Below are 15,850 nucleotides of genomic sequence, written 5' to 3' on the forward strand. Positions count from 1 at the left end.
CCGGAGCAGCGTGTATGCTGCTCCGGGTTTTTTAGTGTGTAGTACTTAGGCTTTTGCTAAGGCCTTACGCACACCCTCTGCATAAGCAGGATCAGCTTGATGGAAGTGCTCCAGCTGTCTGTCTATGATGAATTGAGGCACACCCGCCATAGCGGCAGCAACGTTATCAAACAGTTGTTGCTGTTGAGCAGGGCTCATCAAACGGAACAAGTCACCGGGCTGGGAGTAGTAGTCGCTGTCTACGCGGTGGCTCCAGTGGTCGGCTGCTTTACCGTCCAAGGCCAGTGGTGGTTCTTGGTAAGAGGACTCTTTCCATGTACCGGCACTGTTTGGCTCGTAGTTAGGTTTGTTGCCTTGGTTATCGTCTACACGCATAGCACCATCGCGGTGGTAGCTATTGTGGAACGGGCATTTAGGCGCGTTCACCGGAATCTGGTTGTGGTTGATCCCTAAACGGTAGCGTTGGGTATCGCCGTAGGCAAACAATCTACCTTGCAGCATACGGTCTGGCGAGTAACCAATACCGGGAACCACGTTGCCGGGGGTAAAGGCGGCTTGCTCGATTTGGGCAAAGTAGTTGTCTGGGTTACGGTTCAGTTCCAACACACCTACATCGATCAATGGGAAGTCACCATGTGGCCACACTTTGGTTAGATCGAAGGGGTTGATATGGTAGTTCAGCGCCTGTTCTTCGGTCATCACTTGGATGCGTAGTGCCCAACGTGGGAAGTCGCCCGCATCAATGTGCTCATACAGGTCGCGGATGGCGCTTTCACGGTCTTCACCTACCAGCTTGCTGGCTTCAGCGTTGGTGTAGTTCTCTATGCCTTGCATGGATTTGAAGTGGAACTTCACCCAATGGCGTTTACCTTCGGCGTTGATCAGGCTGTAGGTGTGTGAACCAAAGCCGTGAATCTGGCGGAAGTTTTTAGGCAAACCACGGTCACTCATCAAAATGGTGACTTGGTGCAACGATTCGGGGTTCAGTGACCAGAAATCCCATGCGTTGGTCATGCTGCGCAGGTGGGTTTGTGGATCACGTTTTTGGGTGTGAATAAAGTCGGGGAACTTCAGAGGGTCACGGATAAAAAACACAGGGGTGTTGTTCCCCACCATGTCCCAGTTACCTTCTTCAGTGTAAAACTTCAGCGAGAAACCGCGTACATCACGTTCCGCGTCCGCTGCACCAGCTTCACCAGCAACGGTTGAAAAACGCGCCAGTACTGAGGTTTGTTGCCCTTTTTTAAACACATTAGCACAGGAATATTGGCTAATGTCATGCGTGGCGGTGAACGTACCAAAAGCACCGGCGCCTTTAGCGTGTACTACACGTTCAGGGATACGCTCACGATTAAAGTGGGCCAGCTTTTCTAATAGCCAGGTGTCCTGCATCAAGACCGGTCCACGCGGGCCAGCCGTCATGGAATCATTATTGTGGCTGACGGGGGCGCCAGCTGCAGTGGTCATGAGGTCTTTTTTCATTGAAGCTCTCCTATGCGGGTGTATGTACAGGGGATCTGTAGTGCACGCTATATGATCTATTCTAGGAGAGTTTGTTTCTTAGTTGAAATTGAATATATTGAAGATGTTGATAGCTATACTTAATCGCTACTGTATATTCACTTTTACTGGGGTAGAAACACAATCCTGATTTCGACCGCGAATCTTCGCGGTATAGAGCGCTTTATCAGCAGCTTTGTACAGATCCTCAAAAGAGCATAGCTGAGTGCTGGAGACCAAACCAGAGGAAAAGGTGTAATAAATTATGCTTTGCGCTGCGCTAAAGGGATGTTTTTGTAAATGTATGCGCAGTTTTTCCAGCAGGTCTTGGCCACAGCAGGTAGGGGAATTGGGCAGCACTACGAGGAATTCTTCCCCTCCACTGCGTCCGATCACGCCACCGGCTGCGCGAATAAGGGTATCGGCCTGTGTAGCAAAATGACGCAATACCGCGTCGCCCATCGCATGACCAAAATTGTCGTTGACCGATTTAAAGTGATCCAGATCGATGATGGCTAAGGTCAAGGGTTGGCTTTGTCCCAAGCTGTATTCATACAGTTGGTGAAAGCGTTGAATGATGGCCCCTCTGTTGGGTAGTCCGGTGAGGTCATCCGTTTTGGCAGCCAGTAAGGCGGCATCGTGGGCTTTTTGTAGGGCGAACTCTTTGTTTTTGATGGCAGTGAAGTCGATGATTTGCACCATCGTCCACTGATTTGCAAAGGCGACTTCAGTACCCCACATCCAACGACCATCCAGCATCACTATTTCAAAGGTACGTAAAGGAATGGTGCGACGTCTTGCCTGCACCTGCTCTAACCACTGCGATAAAGGGGGAGCAATACGAGGACCTACTTGCTGATGAAAGCAGTGGCTAATGATGCTGTGGAAAGTTTGCGGGCCCGGTTGTACAGCATACAGCTGCATGAAGGATGGGCTTGCGAAGTGTAGACGATCGTTGGCGTTGAAAATGGCAACAGCTGTTTTGCTCGCCAGTACCCATTGCCCCAGTTCTTGTTGTTCTGCCGGATTTTCTGCATCGGCTGGGTTGGGGGGCGCGAAGAAGGAAGAGGAGTTAACCATGCGTTCCAGTTGCGAAAAGTGTGTGGGGCGCGATGCAACTGACGCCGTATTAATGAAAAAACTAGTTACGTAGTAAGCACTAAAAAGGGGCAGACATGAATGTCGGCCCCTTTGGGATAGATCACACTAGCTTAGCGTTTCGCTGCAGCAGTTTCTTTATCCAGTTTGTGCATGATGTAGCGTTGCTGTGCAATGGACAAGGTGTTGTTCACGCACCAGTACAGTACCAAACCTGCTGGGAAGAAGAACATCATCCCCCCGAATACCAACGGCATGATCATCATGATACGTGCTTGCATTGGATCGGGTGGTGTTGGGTTCAACTTGATCTGCAAGAACATGGTTGCCATCATCACTGCTGGCAAAATGAACCATGGGTCACGTGCGGCCAAGTCTTGTACCCATAGGATCCATGGTGCGCCGCGCATTTCCACGCTGCCCAACAGTACCCAGTACAGAGCAATAAACACCGGAATCTGTACCAGCATTGGCAAACAACCACCCAGTGGGTTGATTTTCTCGGTGCGGTACATTTCCATCATGGCAGCATTCAGCTTGGCTTTGTCGTCACCGTATTTGGCGCGCAGAGCTTGCAAGCGTGGTGTTACCAGTTTCATTTTGGCCATAGAGCGGTAGCTGGCGGCTGACAATGGGTAGAACACCAATTTAATCAGCACAGTCAGTGCCACAATAGACCAACCCCAGTTACCCAAGAAGCTGTGCAACAGCGCCAACAGGTAGTACAGAGGTTTAGCCAGAATGGTCAACCAGCCGTAATCCACAACGAGGTCTAGGCCTTCAGCCAGCGAACCCATAGCGGCTTGATCTTGTGGACCTACCCACAGATCAGCAGTCATGCTTTGGCTTGCACCAGGAGCAATGCTACCCATACCTTCGATGGTACGGATGGCGTACAGGTTGTCGCTTACACGCAGAACTTGGTTGGTACGGGCGCTATCTGCAGGTGGAACCCACGCGGTAGCAAAGTAGTGCTGTACGAAACCGATCCAGCCGTTATTGGCTTGACCTGTGTAGCTAGCTTTATTCTTGTCTACGTCTGAGAAGGAGATCTTCTGGAACTTGTCTTCGCTGGAGTAAACCACAGGGCCAGTAAAGGTGTTGTACAGACGAGAGGAGTCAGGTGGGTTGTTACCATCACGAGTCAACTGTAGGTACACAGAAGGCTGGATAGTGACATCGCTTACGTTGAATACGTCGTGTCGTACTTGAATAGCATAGCTGTCGCTACCCAAGGTAAAGGTTTTCACCACACGTACGCCATCAGCAACCGCTTCAAACACCAGCGTACGCACATTAGCGCTGTCTACGGTGTTGGAGACCAGACCAAAAGGAGTCAGGTGAGTAGGATAGCTTTGACCTGCTGGGGCACCCACGATGCCGCTCTGTGCCATATAAATGGACTCGGCAGAATTATCCAGCAGCACCATTGGCTGATCTGGGGCTTCAGGGGAGTTGTACTTCAGCAGTTCTGCTTTGACCAACTGGGCACCAGTAGGGTCAAAACTCAACTTATACACATTGGTTTCAACCTGTACAAGTTCGGTGCTGGGGGTAACCGCAGGACTGACAGGCAATTCAGCAGGCGTGCTGGCTGTCGCTGGTGCGGCTGATGGGATGCTAGCGTCCGACGTGCCGGTTGCTGTAGGTGCACCATCAGTGGTGGCCTGTGCTGTGGTTTCGCTTGCAGGGGTACTGGAAAACAACGAAGGTTTGCCATTGTACTCTTGCCAGTTATTCCATAGCAGCAGGAGCGAGAAGGAGAAGATCATCCAAAGGAGGGTACGACGAATATCCATAGCGCCTGTTTCACAATATGAAGCTGAGCAAACTTAGCAGTTTAACGCAGCTTGATGCTGGACTGATAATTTATGTAGATGTTACAGGGTTAGTGATTACATCCGGGGTGATTATCATGGGAAGTCTGGCCGGAATCTGGCTTTTCAGGGCTAACTGACAAGCGATTTTTGACCGGAGGAACGGGATCATAGCCACTACTGCCCCAAGGATGGCAACGGGCAATACGGCGAATGCCAAGCCAAAGCCCTTTTAAGGCTCCATGTGTTTGAATGGCTTCAATGGCGTAGGCGGAGCAACTGGGACTGTAACGACAACAGCGGCCTAACCAGGGGCTGATCACATACTGGTAAAAACGTATGGGGGCGATCAGCAAGGCTTTGATCATTGTTGTACCCGTTTGAGGTGTTCTTCTGCTTCGTTACGCACCAGTTCTTTTAATTGGCGTAGCGATATATCGGGTACTTTACTGTGCAACCGGAATACATAATCGCGGGCAGGTAGCTGATGACGCTGGTGCCTAAAGGTTTCGCGCAATATGCGTTTGATCTGGTTACGAGTGACAGCCAAAGGAGCAGAGCGCTTGGGGATAATTAATCCCAGTCGGGCTTGTTCCTGTGGAAAACTCTCGCCGGATGAGCGTGGAGTATTTACAACGAACAAAGCCCCTCTGGCGATACGCCGGCCTTTGAGGGCCTGCACATATTCGGAGGGGCGTTTTAAACGGGCTGTGGCTGGAAAGGTGGTGACCATGATTACTCAGGCACTAGAACTGTGCCAGCCATTTTCCGCTAATTATACTGCTAGGCGTTTACGGCCTTTACCACGGCGTGCGTTCAGAACGGCACGACCAGTGCGAGTTTTCATACGGATACGAAAGCCGTGAGTACGTTTGCGGCGAGTAACGGAAGGTTGATAAGTGCGCTTCATGGGGATTTATCCACAAATAAAGGTGCCGCCAGAAAAACGCCTAATAAGGGCCTACCTCCGGCAACCATGCCGGCCTCTGGCAACAAGAATTCTTGAAAAGCTCACCATTTCAGCAAACTTTTGGCGTTTAGTCAATTGTTTAGGCTATCTATTACAATGGAATTTGTACTGTCTGTGGATAACTTGAGGCTACACAGGGTAGAATCGAGGTTTACACAAGTGAGAAATATGAACGAATTTTGGCAGTCTTGCGTTCAGACGCTTGAACAGGAGCTTCCGCCGCAGCAAATTAGTGCTTGGATACGCCCTTTGGTTCCTTTGGAATACGATGAAGGGCAGGCAGCCTTGCGCCTGTCAGCGCCGAACCGCTTTAAATTGGATTGGGTGCGTAAGAACTTTGCGCACCGTATACAGGACTTGGCCAGCGAATGGTTTGGCCGCCCTGTTGAGCTAGTCTTAGAGTTGGCTGCTAATGCGCCAGCGTCGCAGCCAGCTGTGCCTCGTCGTATGCCTTCAGCGGCCCCTGGCGCCGCTGCACCTATGGCGGCTACGGGTGCTGAACCTGCTGCCGATGTAGCAGCTGTTAACCCCGCTGCCGTTGTGGCAGATGCGGTACACGAGCGTTCGCGTTTGAACCCTGAGCTCACCTTTGATAACTTCGTCACTGGTAAGGCCAACCAGTTGGCTCGTGCTGCCGCGTTGCAAGTTGCCGAGAACCCTGGTGTGTCGTACAACCCGCTGTTTTTGTATGGCGGCGTAGGCTTGGGTAAAACTCACTTAATTCACGCTATTGGTAATGCACTTTTGGCAAATGGCACCGGAATGCGTGTGCGTTACGTGCATGCTGACCAGTATGTGTCTGATGTGGTGAAAGCGTACCAACGTAAAGCCTTTGACGAATTCAAGCGCTATTACCATTCGCTGGATTTACTGCTAATCGACGATATTCAGTTTTTTGCCGGTAAAAACCGTACGCAAGAAGAGTTTTTCTACGCTTTTGAAGCCATGGTGGCGCAGCGTAAGCAAATCATCATCACGTCGGATACCTACCCCAAAGAGCTGTCCAATATTGATAGCCGTCTGATTTCTAGATTTGACTCAGGTTTGACCGTGGCAATTGAGCCCCCTGAGCTAGAAATGCGTGTCGCCATTTTGCTGCGCAAAGCGCAAACCGAGGGCATTGTGATGCCAGAAGAGGTTGCGTTCTTTATTGCTAAGCATTTGCGCAGTAACGTGCGTGAGCTGGAAGGCGCGCTGCGTAAGGTATCGGCCTATGCCCGATTCCATGGCCGCGATGTGCTGAGTGTGGAAGTCTGTAAAGATGCCCTGAAAGATTTACTCTCTGTTTCCAATGGGCAGATTACGGTAGAAAACATTCAGAAAACAGTGGCAGACTTCTATAAAATCAAAGTAGCGGACATGTACTCCAAACGACGTCCTGCTAATATTGCCCTGCCCCGACAAATTGCCATGTATTTGGCAAAAGAACTCACGCAAAAAAGCTTGCCAGAAATTGGTGAGTTGTTTGGCGGGCGAGATCACACAACAGTGCTGCATGCGGTGCGTAAAATTACTGAGGCACGCAGCAAGCAAACAGAACTAAACCACTCATTACACGTACTTGAACAAACCCTGAAAGGATGACCATGCAACTTGTACAAGCCTCTCGTGACGCATTGCTCAAGCCATTATCGACAGTAGTAGGGATTGTCGAGCGTCGCCACACCTTGCCTATTCTTGCCAACATTCTTTTGCGCAAAGAAGGCTCTAGGGTTTCGTTTATTGCTTCCGATATGGAAGTGCAAATCACTACACACGCCGATTTTGGTGTGGGTGATGAGCATGTGGCAACCACCGTTGCTGCACGTAAATTACTGGATATTTTGCGTGCCCTGCCCGACGTAGGCGACGTTGTGTTGTCGCTGGTTGATGGGAAACTGATTGTGCAGTCTGGTCGTAGCCGCTTTGCGCTGCAAACCATGGACGCCAACGAGTTCCCCACATTGGCACAGCCCGAGCAGTGGGATGTGTCGTTGGCCTTGCCTCAGCGCACATTGAAGCACTTGTTCAATACGGCGCACTTCGCCATGGCTCAACAAGACATCCGTTACTACTTGAACGGTATGTTGTTTGTGTTTGAACCCGGTTGGGTACGTACCGTGGCAACAGACAGCCACCGCTTGGTACACAACGGTACCGAGATCGAAGGTTTAGAAAGCCGCCAAGACGTCATTGTTCCACGTAAAACAGTGCTGGAAATGCAGCGCTTGTTGGGTGAGGTAGATGACGCCGTACAAATTCAAGTTGCTGGTGGCCAGATTCGCTTCAGCTTTGACCAAGTAGAGCTGATCTCTAAGTTGGTGGAAGGTAAATTCCCAGATTTCACTCGCGTGATTCCATCTACCTATACCCGCCACTTCACGGTTAACCGTGAAGCCCTGCAAGGCAGCTTGCAACGTGCGGCTATTTTGACCACCGACAAACTTCGTGGCGTACGCGTGAACTTGGCTAATCACCAGTTGCGTATCTCGGCTTCTAACGCTGAACAAGAGGAAGCCAACGAAGAAATTGAAATTGACTACGAATTTGAACCGCTGGACGTAGGGTTTAACGTTAGCTACTTGCTAGACGTATTGGCCAACGTCAAAACCGAGCAAGTACGCTGGTCGGTACAGCCGGACTCCAATGCATCGGTGCTCATCACTCTGCCCGATGAGGATGCATTCAAATACGTTGTCATGCCAATGCGCATTTAAGCGTTGGCTAACTAAAGGTATAAACAATACATGTCAGATCAAAGCACTCCAAACACCGAGTACGGCGCCGATTCAATTCGCATGCTCAAAGGCCTGGAAGCGGTTCGTAAACGCCCAGGCATGTACATTGGCGATACCTCGGACGGTACCGGTTTGCACCACATGGTATTCGAGGTGGTGGATAACGCCATTGACGAAGCCTTGGCGGGGCATTGTGATGAAATTCTGGTCACTATCCACGCCGACAACAGTATTTCTGTTTGCGATAACGGTCGTGGTATTCCTACCGACATTCACAAAGACGACGAAGAGCAACGTAGTGCTGCTGAAATCGTGATGACTGAACTGCACGCTGGCGGTAAGTTTGACCAGAACTCCTATAAGGTGTCTGGCGGCTTGCACGGTGTGGGTGTGTCGTGTGTGAACGCGCTGTCCGAGTGGTTGGATCTGACAATTTGGCGTAATGGCCATGAGCATTACCTGCGCTTTCAGCGCGGTGAGCGTGTAGAACCGTTGAAAGTGGTGGGCGACACTACTAAGACTGGTACACAAGTACGTTATTTGGCTGACCACGAAATTTTCAATAACGTGGAATACACCTACGAGATTTTGGCAAAACGCTTACGCGAGCTGTCTTTCTTGAATAACGGTGTAAAAGTTAAGCTGATAGACGAACGCCAGAACAAAGAAGAAGACTTCGCGTTCTTGGGCGGTGTAAAAGGCTTTGTGGAATACATCAACCGCGGTAAAAGCGTGTTGCACCCTAACGTGTTTTCTGTAGAAACAGAATCCGAGGCCGGTGGTGTGTTGGTGGGCGTGGAAATCGCCATGCAGTGGAACGACAGTTACGCTGAAAACGTGCTGTGTTTCACCAATAACATTCCCCAGCGTGACGGTGGTAGCCACCTGACCGGTTTGCGTGCTGCCATGACGCGTGTACTGAACAAGTACATCAGCGATAACGAACTGGCTAAACGCGCCAAGGTAGAAACATCCGGCGACGACATGCGCGAAGGTTTAGCCTGCGTATTGTCGGTAAAAGTGCCTGAGCCAAAATTCAGTAGCCAGACTAAAGACAAACTGGTGTCTAGTGAAGTGCGTCCTGCCGTTGAAGAAGCGGTAAGCCGTACCTTGGAAACCTGGTTGTTGGAAAACCCAACCGACGCACGTTCAGTCTGCAACAAGATTATCGAAGCTGCTCGCGCCCGTGAAGCCGCACGTAAAGCACGTGAAGTGACACGTCGTAAGAGCGTCTTGGAAGGTGCAGGTTTGCCCGGCAAACTGGCAGACTGCCAAGAAAAAGACCCAGCGAAATCCGAACTGTACATTGTGGAGGGTGACTCCGCGGGTGGTTCGGCCAAGCAAGGCCGCGACCGTAAGTTCCAAGCGATTTTGCCGCTGCGAGGCAAAATTCTGAACGTGGAAAAAGCACGTTTCGACAAGCTGATCAGTAGCGAACAGGTAACCGTGTTGATTACCGCATTGGGCACCAGTATTGGTCCTGATTTTGACGTGAGCAAACTGCGTTACCACCGCATCATCATCATGACTGACGCGGACGTGGATGGCGCGCACATTCGTACCTTGCTGCTGACTTTGATTTACCGTCAAATGCCTGAGCTAATCGAGCGCGGCTACATCTACATTGCCCAACCACCACTGTACAAAGTGAAAGTGGGCCGTGATGAGCGTTATCTGAAAGACGAAGCGGAAGAAGCCCAGTTTATGCTGAGCATCGCTGTCAAAGATGCGCAATTGCTGCCACGCGAAGGTGCAGAGCCTATTACTGGCAATGCGCTGGAAAGCTTGGTGCGTCAGTACGTATTGGCTGACCAAGTGATCGATAAGCTGTCACGACTAATGGATAGCGAAGTGTTGTCGGCGATTGCTGAAGGTAGCGTGATAAAACTGGACGACGAAGCTGCTGCACAGCAGTCGGCTAAAGAGCTGCTAGAGCGTTTACAAGACCCTGCGAACCCACACCTGTTTAGCGTCAGCGTAGAGCAAGACGATGCAGGTCAGTGGCGTTTGCTGGCAAACCGTTTGCACCACGGTAACGTGCGTGTGAGCGTGTTTGATAAAGCCTTCTTACGTGGTTCTGACTACCTGACATTAAGCCGTGCTGGTCAGACCTTCCTTGGCCTGATTGGTGAGGGTGCGATGGTGATGCGTGGTGAAGGTGACCGTCGTAAAGAATCGCCAATTGACGACTTCCGTGATGCAATGCACTGGTTGCGCTCAGAGGCTGAACGTGGCGTATCTAAACAGCGCTATAAAGGTCTGGGTGAGATGAACCCCGAGCAGTTGTGGGAAACCACCATGGACCCATCCGCCCGTCGTCTGCTGCAAGTACGTATCGAAGACGCTATTGCGGCGGATCAGGTATTCACCACCTTGATGGGTGATGAAGTTGAGCCCCGTCGTGCGTTTATCGAAACTCACGCTTTGCAGGCTGGCAACATCGACGTGTAAGGCGTGTTGGTTTTGAGCATAGTTGGCCAAGAGTAGTGAGATAAGTTGGCCACTGCTTCAGAGGTAAGAAAGCGGCCTACTTTTTAGTGGCCGCTTTTTTATATGTGAAGAGTATTGATGGCAGGTTGGGCTGTCCCGAGAAACCTAAGCATTGATCTTCAACACTCATCTTAAAGACGCCACAAATCTTCAGCTACAAAAATGAAAAATGGGATTGGGCCTTGCCAGACAACTTGCTCAGCCCAGACTAACCGGCAAGCCTATTGGCTGCGATCTGTAATCCGTTAAGGATGCTGTCAGCGACATGCTTAGGAAATTGCTCTGGTAACTGTTCGCGGACTCTCTGCACGACCCCTGGTGTCTTTGCCACGATATCGTCAAGTACTGCCTCTGTACCGTGGCCATCTGGAGTCACAACGCCATGCTCTGTTCCCACAGTCACCCAATGCCGACGCAAGATATCCCGCATGATCCAGTGCGAGTTTTTTGAACGTATCGCCATTGCCATTTTGGCTTTGTAAGGAGATAGCTGATTTGCGCCTTTCCCTATGACTGGGTAGGCAGAGAGTACGTCGTATAGCGGGGTGAGCTCATACGCTCCACCAGGGCGTAGAAAAATGCTGAAGTTCTTCGCATGGCCGTCGGTGGCACGAAGCATCCAGAACAGGACTTGGGCCTGAAAGAACGTGCGTCGGTCACGGTCTGGGTATCTGGAAGTGGCTAGTAGTGCCATGATGGAACGTACACCAGGCCCTCCGTCGGATTCGTATTTTAGATTAGGAGGTGTTCCGGTTGCTTGGCACATGTCCTCTTGTGGGATTCTGAGTAGCCATCTCTTGCCGTCTTCGTTCTCCCACCACATACGGTCGAAGCGCTCGACTGCAAGTACTTTGATATCTTCGAATTGAAGAATTTGGGTGGGCGCCACGGGTAGACCGTATGCATGCAGAATCTTGGAGCATAGCCACTCGTTTTCAACTGATTCGCTCATGTCGAATCTGAGGTTGCCCACTAATCCCAGTGGTAGTTTGAAAATATGTGTAGTGGGCGTTGCGTCATGCGGCAAGCACCACTGACCATTGAGTGATAGCAGGGCTGTTTTTTCCTGTGCCCCCGCGATGGAAATCCGAAAGTCCACATCATCACTGTATAGGTTACCTAGGGGGGAAGGTGCGAGGGTATTACGTAATACGTGGGCGACTTCTGCATCATTCAGTGGTGTTGCCCTCACCTCTTGAATGCCCTCGGGTGGAATGTTATCCGGGATTACCTGTAACGCCCCAACACAATCTCGTCCAATTTCTGCCAATAGGGAGAAGGCCTCGGTCGAGCCAGCTTGGAATCGTCGTGCGACACGCTCACGTATATCTTTACTGTCTGGGAGGAGGTTTTCGAAATAGGCGCGAACAGCATCGCCACGATGTGGTTGATTACCGGGGGTAAAAGGTAGTGACAGAGATAGAGGACGGCCTTGTTTGGAGGTGACCCAGCTATTGTCGTATTGGAGAGTCTCGCCAACGTAGGGTCGTATACTCCATGTGCCAACGTAAGCGCCATTCATCCAGAGATAGAGAGTCTGTGTGTGTGAGCGTCGTCCCATGGCTTACCAATCCGGACTGGTTGATGGCGTGGGGGAGTCGTTACTCTGGCGTAGTACTAGCTCTACACCTAAGATACTGAGCAGCTCTAGAAGCCGGTCAGCGCTGACTTTTTTCGCGTTACGTTCTAAGGCCGAGAGTGTCTGTTGTGTGACGCCCAGACGCATTGCCACATCGGATTGAGTGAGCTGAGCCTGTTTACGAAAGGCTTGAAGTAACATTGGAAGTTGATCCGCAGTGCGTATAGTGAAGTCGGTCATACAAATTCCATGCTGTATTTTCAATTTACAAACTATACTTTGTATAACGAAAATACACAATATACTTTGTATAACGAAAATACAAATCCTGATTTGTACTATTGGCTGCTAAGAGGCGTTAACTAGTAGTGTGTAAACAAAAGCGGACTACGTTTTAGTGGTCCGCTTTTTCTTTGTCCTGTGTTGAACCCATTTCGTTGTTAAGATGGACGCAGTTCAAAAAACAGAAAATTATTTAACAACGCTTTGTTTGGAAATGGAATGCGTTTAGACAAGTTTCTTGGTGAAAGCACCGACCTAAGTCGCTCGGATGCACGTAAAGTGCTTAAAAGCGGGGAAATTACGGTTAACGGCGAGGTGGTCACTAAAGGCACCTACGTTGTAGAAGACGGTGACGTCGTTCAATGGGAAGACGATGTGCTTGAGCTGATTGGCTTGCGTTACCTGATGCTGAATAAACCGGCGGGGTACGAATGCAGCCTTAAAAATAGCGCTTACCCTTCGGTGATGACGCTGTTAGACATTGAAAAACGCGATCGCTTGCATACGGTTGGTAGGCTGGATGTGGACACCACCGGGCTGATTCTCATCACCGATGATGGTCAGTGGACGCACCGCATTATTTCGCCGCGCCATCAGTGCGATAAGGTGTATGTAGCGACTCTGGCTGAACCGTTGCCGGATAATGCCGAAGCGTTATTTCAAGCTGGTATTTTGTTAAACGGCGAGGACAAACCTACCCTGCCTGCCGTGTTAGAACGCATTGACGAGCGCACCGCACGGCTAACTATCCAAGAAGGTAAATACCATCAGGTTAAACGCATGTTTGCGTCGTTGGGTAACTTGGTATTGACCTTACACCGTGAGCGTATTGGTTCGTTGGCGTTGGACGATAGCTTAGAGCTAGGCGAGTCCCGCTACTTAACCCCTGCTGAAGTGCAGCAGTTTGTGGAAGAGGGCTAACGTGGTTTTCCCACTCCTACGCCACTATTTGCGCAGAGATTGGGTAAAATGGCTTATAAATCAACGGGGGCTGCGGCCCTTTCAGTTGAAACCACTGTTTTTTATCTTTTGATGGCCCATTACTAGCATGAAAAAAGTTGTCCGCGCCAAGCTGCACGGTATCACCATTACCGGAGCGGATCTGAACTACCATGGTTCCATTACCTTGGATCCGGAAGTCTGCGAACAAGCAGGTATTTTTCCGATGGAGTTCGTGGAAATCTGGAACAAGCAAAGCGGTGCGCGGATTTCTACTTACGTGATTTATGGTGAGCCTGGCTCACGTTGCTGCATTTTGAATGGTGCGGCAGCGCGTACGTGCCAAAAAGGTGATCAGGTCATTATTTGTGCATCCGAGTACGTGCAGACGGCCGAGTTGTACGACTTGCGTCCTACCGTGCTGACTTTCACGCCGGATAATCAGATTGATGAAGTGATGCACTACGAGGTGCGTAAAACGCCTGAGCGCGAGTTTGATTTCCGCATCGTGCGTGATGACCGCCCTACTTCGGATCAACGTACGTTGGTGGATGTAGATGTGGCAGCCCTGACGGCAGACCTTAAAGCGCGTGGGTTAAGCGATCATGCGATTGCTGATGTGCTGTCCTGCCATCTGTCGCAGTTTGAGCGCTAAGGCGCTCTAATCGCGTGTGAATGAACCCCTGTAGTGATGCAGGGGTTTGTTTTTTGTGGTGTGCGTTCTAGCAGAAATTTTTATTCATCGCCCTCGCTGGGGGGACTGCGGAACAACTTTTTGTGATTTGAGACACCAAATCAAAAAAGTTTTCCTCCGCCTCCCCGAATATTTCGCTATAGCTAGGCTTACTGCCCTTTCTGAAGCGGCGGTACGGTTTTATTCGTGATGTGGATTAACGGGTAGTAGTCTTCTACGCTCAGTGTTGGCATGGAGTGAAGGCTGTATCCATCGCCTGCAGCAGAAAGATGGATTTTTAGGATGAATTCTTTTTGCACAAAGCTTACCCATGTGTTCGTCACAGAAATACGCTTCTGCCTCAATAGCAACCAACGCAAAGACCGTGGCATGCAATGAAGGAAAGGCGGATGGAAGTGTTTTTTTATTTGGTGTCTCAAATAAAAAAATACTTTCGCAGCCTTAGGCTACGGCAGCCAATAGTTGGCGCGTAGTAAGTCCTCACAGCGAGAGCAGTCAATCACATCAGGGAACACTCAAACACTCATCTTCACTCTGAGTAGTAGTTCTCACGCAAGATATCGTCGCACCATAAAAAAAGCCCGATGCAAGCATCGGGCCTTTTCTACAGCTTGGTGAAAACCTTACACCAAACGTACTAACCAACCGTGTGGATCTGGAGCGCGACCGTATTGCAGATCGGTCAATGCTTGACGCAGTTCCATGGTGATTTTACCGGCAGGTGCATCGGGGTTACCAATCGCAAAGCCGTGGCCTTTCAGTTGACCAATAGGGGTCACTACAGCGGCTGTACCACATGCAAAAGCTTCAACGATATCGCCGGAAGCTACGCCTTCGCGCCACTCTTCAACGGTGATACGACGCTCTTCAACCTCGTGGCCGCGGTCGCGTGCCAGTTGGATGATGCTGGCGCGGGTGATACCTTCCAAGATGCTGCCTGACAGTGCTGGGGTCAGCAGGCTGCCGTCTTTGCGTACCAAGAACAGGTTCATGCCGCCCAGTTCTTCTAAGTATTTACCTTCAACGGAATCCAAGAACAGCACTTGTGAGCAACCGTTGTCGCTGGCTTCTTGTTGTGGCACCAAGGATGCTGCGTAGTTACCGCCACACTTAGCTGCACCGGTACCGCCACGGCCTGCGCGGTTCAGTTCGGTGGACAACCAGATAGACACAGGTGCTACGCCTTTGGCGAAGTAGGCACCGGCTGGGCTGGCGATCACGTAGTAGGCCGCGCGTTGAGCTGCGCGTACGCCTAGGAAGCTTTCGTTAGCAATGCTGAATGGACGCAGGTACAGGCTGGTTTCAGGTGCAGAAGGTACCCAGTCAGCGTCTGTTTGTACCAGTTGCTTAATGGATTCTACGAACAGGTCTGTTGGCAGCTGTGGCAAGGCCAAACGGCTAGCCGAGCGTTGCAGACGTGCGGCGTTGGCGTCTGGACGGAATGTCCAGATAGAACCATCAGCGTGACGGTAGGCTTTTAGGCCTTCAAAAATTTCCTGACCGTAGTGCAATACCGAGGATGCGGGATCCAGTTGCAGTGGGCCATAGGGTTGAATGCGGGCATCGTGCCAACCTTGCTCTATGCTCCAATCAATGGCAGCCATGTGATCGGTGAAGTACTGACCAAAACCCGGTTTAGCCAGAATGGTGGCGCGCTCTTCCGCGGAACGTGGATGAGTAGAACGATTGATACTAAAGGCCAGCGATGGCTGAGCGGATTCGGTATTCATGTCAAAGCTCTGCTAAGAGGAAATAAACAATCCT

Annotated in this window: 14 protein-coding genes; 5 read left to right on the forward strand and 9 right to left on the reverse strand. The window is 50.7% G+C overall.

Features of this window, described 5'->3' with window-relative positions:
- Positions 1 to 45: 45 nt before the first annotated feature.
- The 6 genes from GY634_RS00130 to rpmH all read right to left on the reverse strand — a co-directional run bounded on the left by GY634_RS00130 (position 46) and on the right by rpmH (position 5,325).
- Positions 46 to 1,482: a catalase gene (locus tag GY634_RS00130; protein ID WP_166406564.1), complete on the reverse strand. Its 1,437-nt coding sequence runs from the start codon at positions 1,480 to 1,482 to the stop codon at positions 46 to 48.
- Positions 1,483 to 1,608: 126 nt separating this feature from the next.
- Positions 1,609 to 2,580, reverse strand: coding sequence for a GGDEF domain-containing protein (locus GY634_RS00135; protein WP_166406565.1), 972 nt, complete (start codon positions 2,578 to 2,580; stop codon positions 1,609 to 1,611).
- A 131-nt stretch (positions 2,581 to 2,711) separates the two neighbouring features.
- Positions 2,712 to 4,397 carry a membrane protein insertase YidC gene (gene yidC / locus GY634_RS00140; protein WP_166406566.1) on the reverse strand — a complete coding sequence of 562 codons (1,686 nt, stop codon included), beginning with the start codon at positions 4,395 to 4,397 and terminating at the stop codon, positions 2,712 to 2,714.
- An 89-nt stretch (positions 4,398 to 4,486) separates the two neighbouring features.
- Positions 4,487 to 4,783, reverse strand: a complete 297-nt coding sequence (yidD, locus tag GY634_RS00145; protein WP_166406567.1) for a membrane protein insertion efficiency factor YidD — start codon at positions 4,781 to 4,783, stop codon at positions 4,487 to 4,489.
- The gene (gene rnpA, locus GY634_RS00150; RefSeq protein ID WP_166406568.1) at positions 4,780 to 5,148 is read right to left on the reverse strand and encodes a ribonuclease P protein component; all 369 of its coding nucleotides are present in this window, start codon (positions 5,146 to 5,148) and stop codon (positions 4,780 to 4,782) included. Before rnpA ends, yidD begins: the two co-directional genes overlap by 4 nt.
- 42 nt (positions 5,149 to 5,190) lie before the next feature.
- On the reverse strand, positions 5,191 to 5,325 hold the full coding sequence (gene rpmH / locus GY634_RS00155) for a 50S ribosomal protein L34 (RefSeq protein WP_135862368.1): 135 nt from the start codon (positions 5,323 to 5,325) through the stop codon (positions 5,191 to 5,193).
- Positions 5,326 to 5,553: 228 nt separating this feature from the next.
- On the opposite strand from rpmH, the gene dnaA reads away from it, so the two are divergent.
- From dnaA to gyrB, 3 genes are read left to right on the forward strand one after another with little or no spacing between them, the layout of a single operon-like run.
- On the forward strand, positions 5,554 to 6,969 hold the full coding sequence (dnaA, locus tag GY634_RS00160; protein ID WP_166406569.1) for a chromosomal replication initiator protein DnaA: 1,416 nt from the start codon (positions 5,554 to 5,556) through the stop codon (positions 6,967 to 6,969).
- Between the two features lie 2 nt (positions 6,970 to 6,971).
- Complete coding sequence (gene dnaN, locus GY634_RS00165; protein WP_166406570.1) at positions 6,972 to 8,081, forward strand: DNA polymerase III subunit beta; 1,110 nt, start codon at positions 6,972 to 6,974, stop codon at positions 8,079 to 8,081.
- A 30-nt stretch (positions 8,082 to 8,111) separates the two neighbouring features.
- Positions 8,112 to 10,553: a DNA topoisomerase (ATP-hydrolyzing) subunit B gene (gene gyrB, locus GY634_RS00170; RefSeq protein ID WP_166406571.1), complete on the forward strand. Its 2,442-nt coding sequence runs from the start codon at positions 8,112 to 8,114 to the stop codon at positions 10,551 to 10,553.
- A 247-nt stretch (positions 10,554 to 10,800) separates the two neighbouring features.
- Here the strand turns inward: gyrB and GY634_RS00175 are convergent, their stop codons facing one another.
- A complete protein-coding gene (locus GY634_RS00175) occupies positions 10,801 to 12,153 on the reverse strand; it encodes a type II toxin-antitoxin system HipA family toxin (RefSeq protein WP_166406572.1) in 1,353 nt (450 codons plus the stop codon).
- A 3-nt stretch (positions 12,154 to 12,156) separates the two neighbouring features.
- Complete coding sequence (locus GY634_RS00180) at positions 12,157 to 12,411, reverse strand: helix-turn-helix domain-containing protein (protein WP_166406573.1); 255 nt, start codon at positions 12,409 to 12,411, stop codon at positions 12,157 to 12,159.
- 261 nt (positions 12,412 to 12,672) lie between these two features.
- On the opposite strand from GY634_RS00180, the gene GY634_RS00185 reads away from it, so the two are divergent.
- Together GY634_RS00185 and panD are read left to right on the forward strand one after the other, a co-directional pair.
- On the forward strand, positions 12,673 to 13,374 hold the full coding sequence (locus tag GY634_RS00185) for a pseudouridine synthase (RefSeq protein WP_166406574.1): 702 nt from the start codon (positions 12,673 to 12,675) through the stop codon (positions 13,372 to 13,374).
- A gap of 127 nt (positions 13,375 to 13,501) precedes the next feature.
- On the forward strand, positions 13,502 to 14,047 hold the full coding sequence (gene panD / locus GY634_RS00190) for an aspartate 1-decarboxylase (protein WP_166406575.1): 546 nt from the start codon (positions 13,502 to 13,504) through the stop codon (positions 14,045 to 14,047).
- A 662-nt stretch (positions 14,048 to 14,709) separates the two neighbouring features.
- On the opposite strand, the gene GY634_RS00195 is transcribed toward panD, so the two are convergent.
- Positions 14,710 to 15,816 (reverse strand): branched-chain amino acid aminotransferase, encoded by a 1,107-nt coding sequence (locus GY634_RS00195; protein WP_166406576.1) that lies wholly within the window; start codon positions 15,814 to 15,816, stop codon positions 14,710 to 14,712.
- Between the last annotated feature and the right edge of the window lie 34 nt (positions 15,817 to 15,850).

The organism is Paenalcaligenes suwonensis, from assembly GCF_011290505.1.
In the GTDB taxonomy this organism is placed as follows: Bacteria; Pseudomonadota; Gammaproteobacteria; order Burkholderiales; family Burkholderiaceae_B; genus Paenalcaligenes; species Paenalcaligenes suwonensis.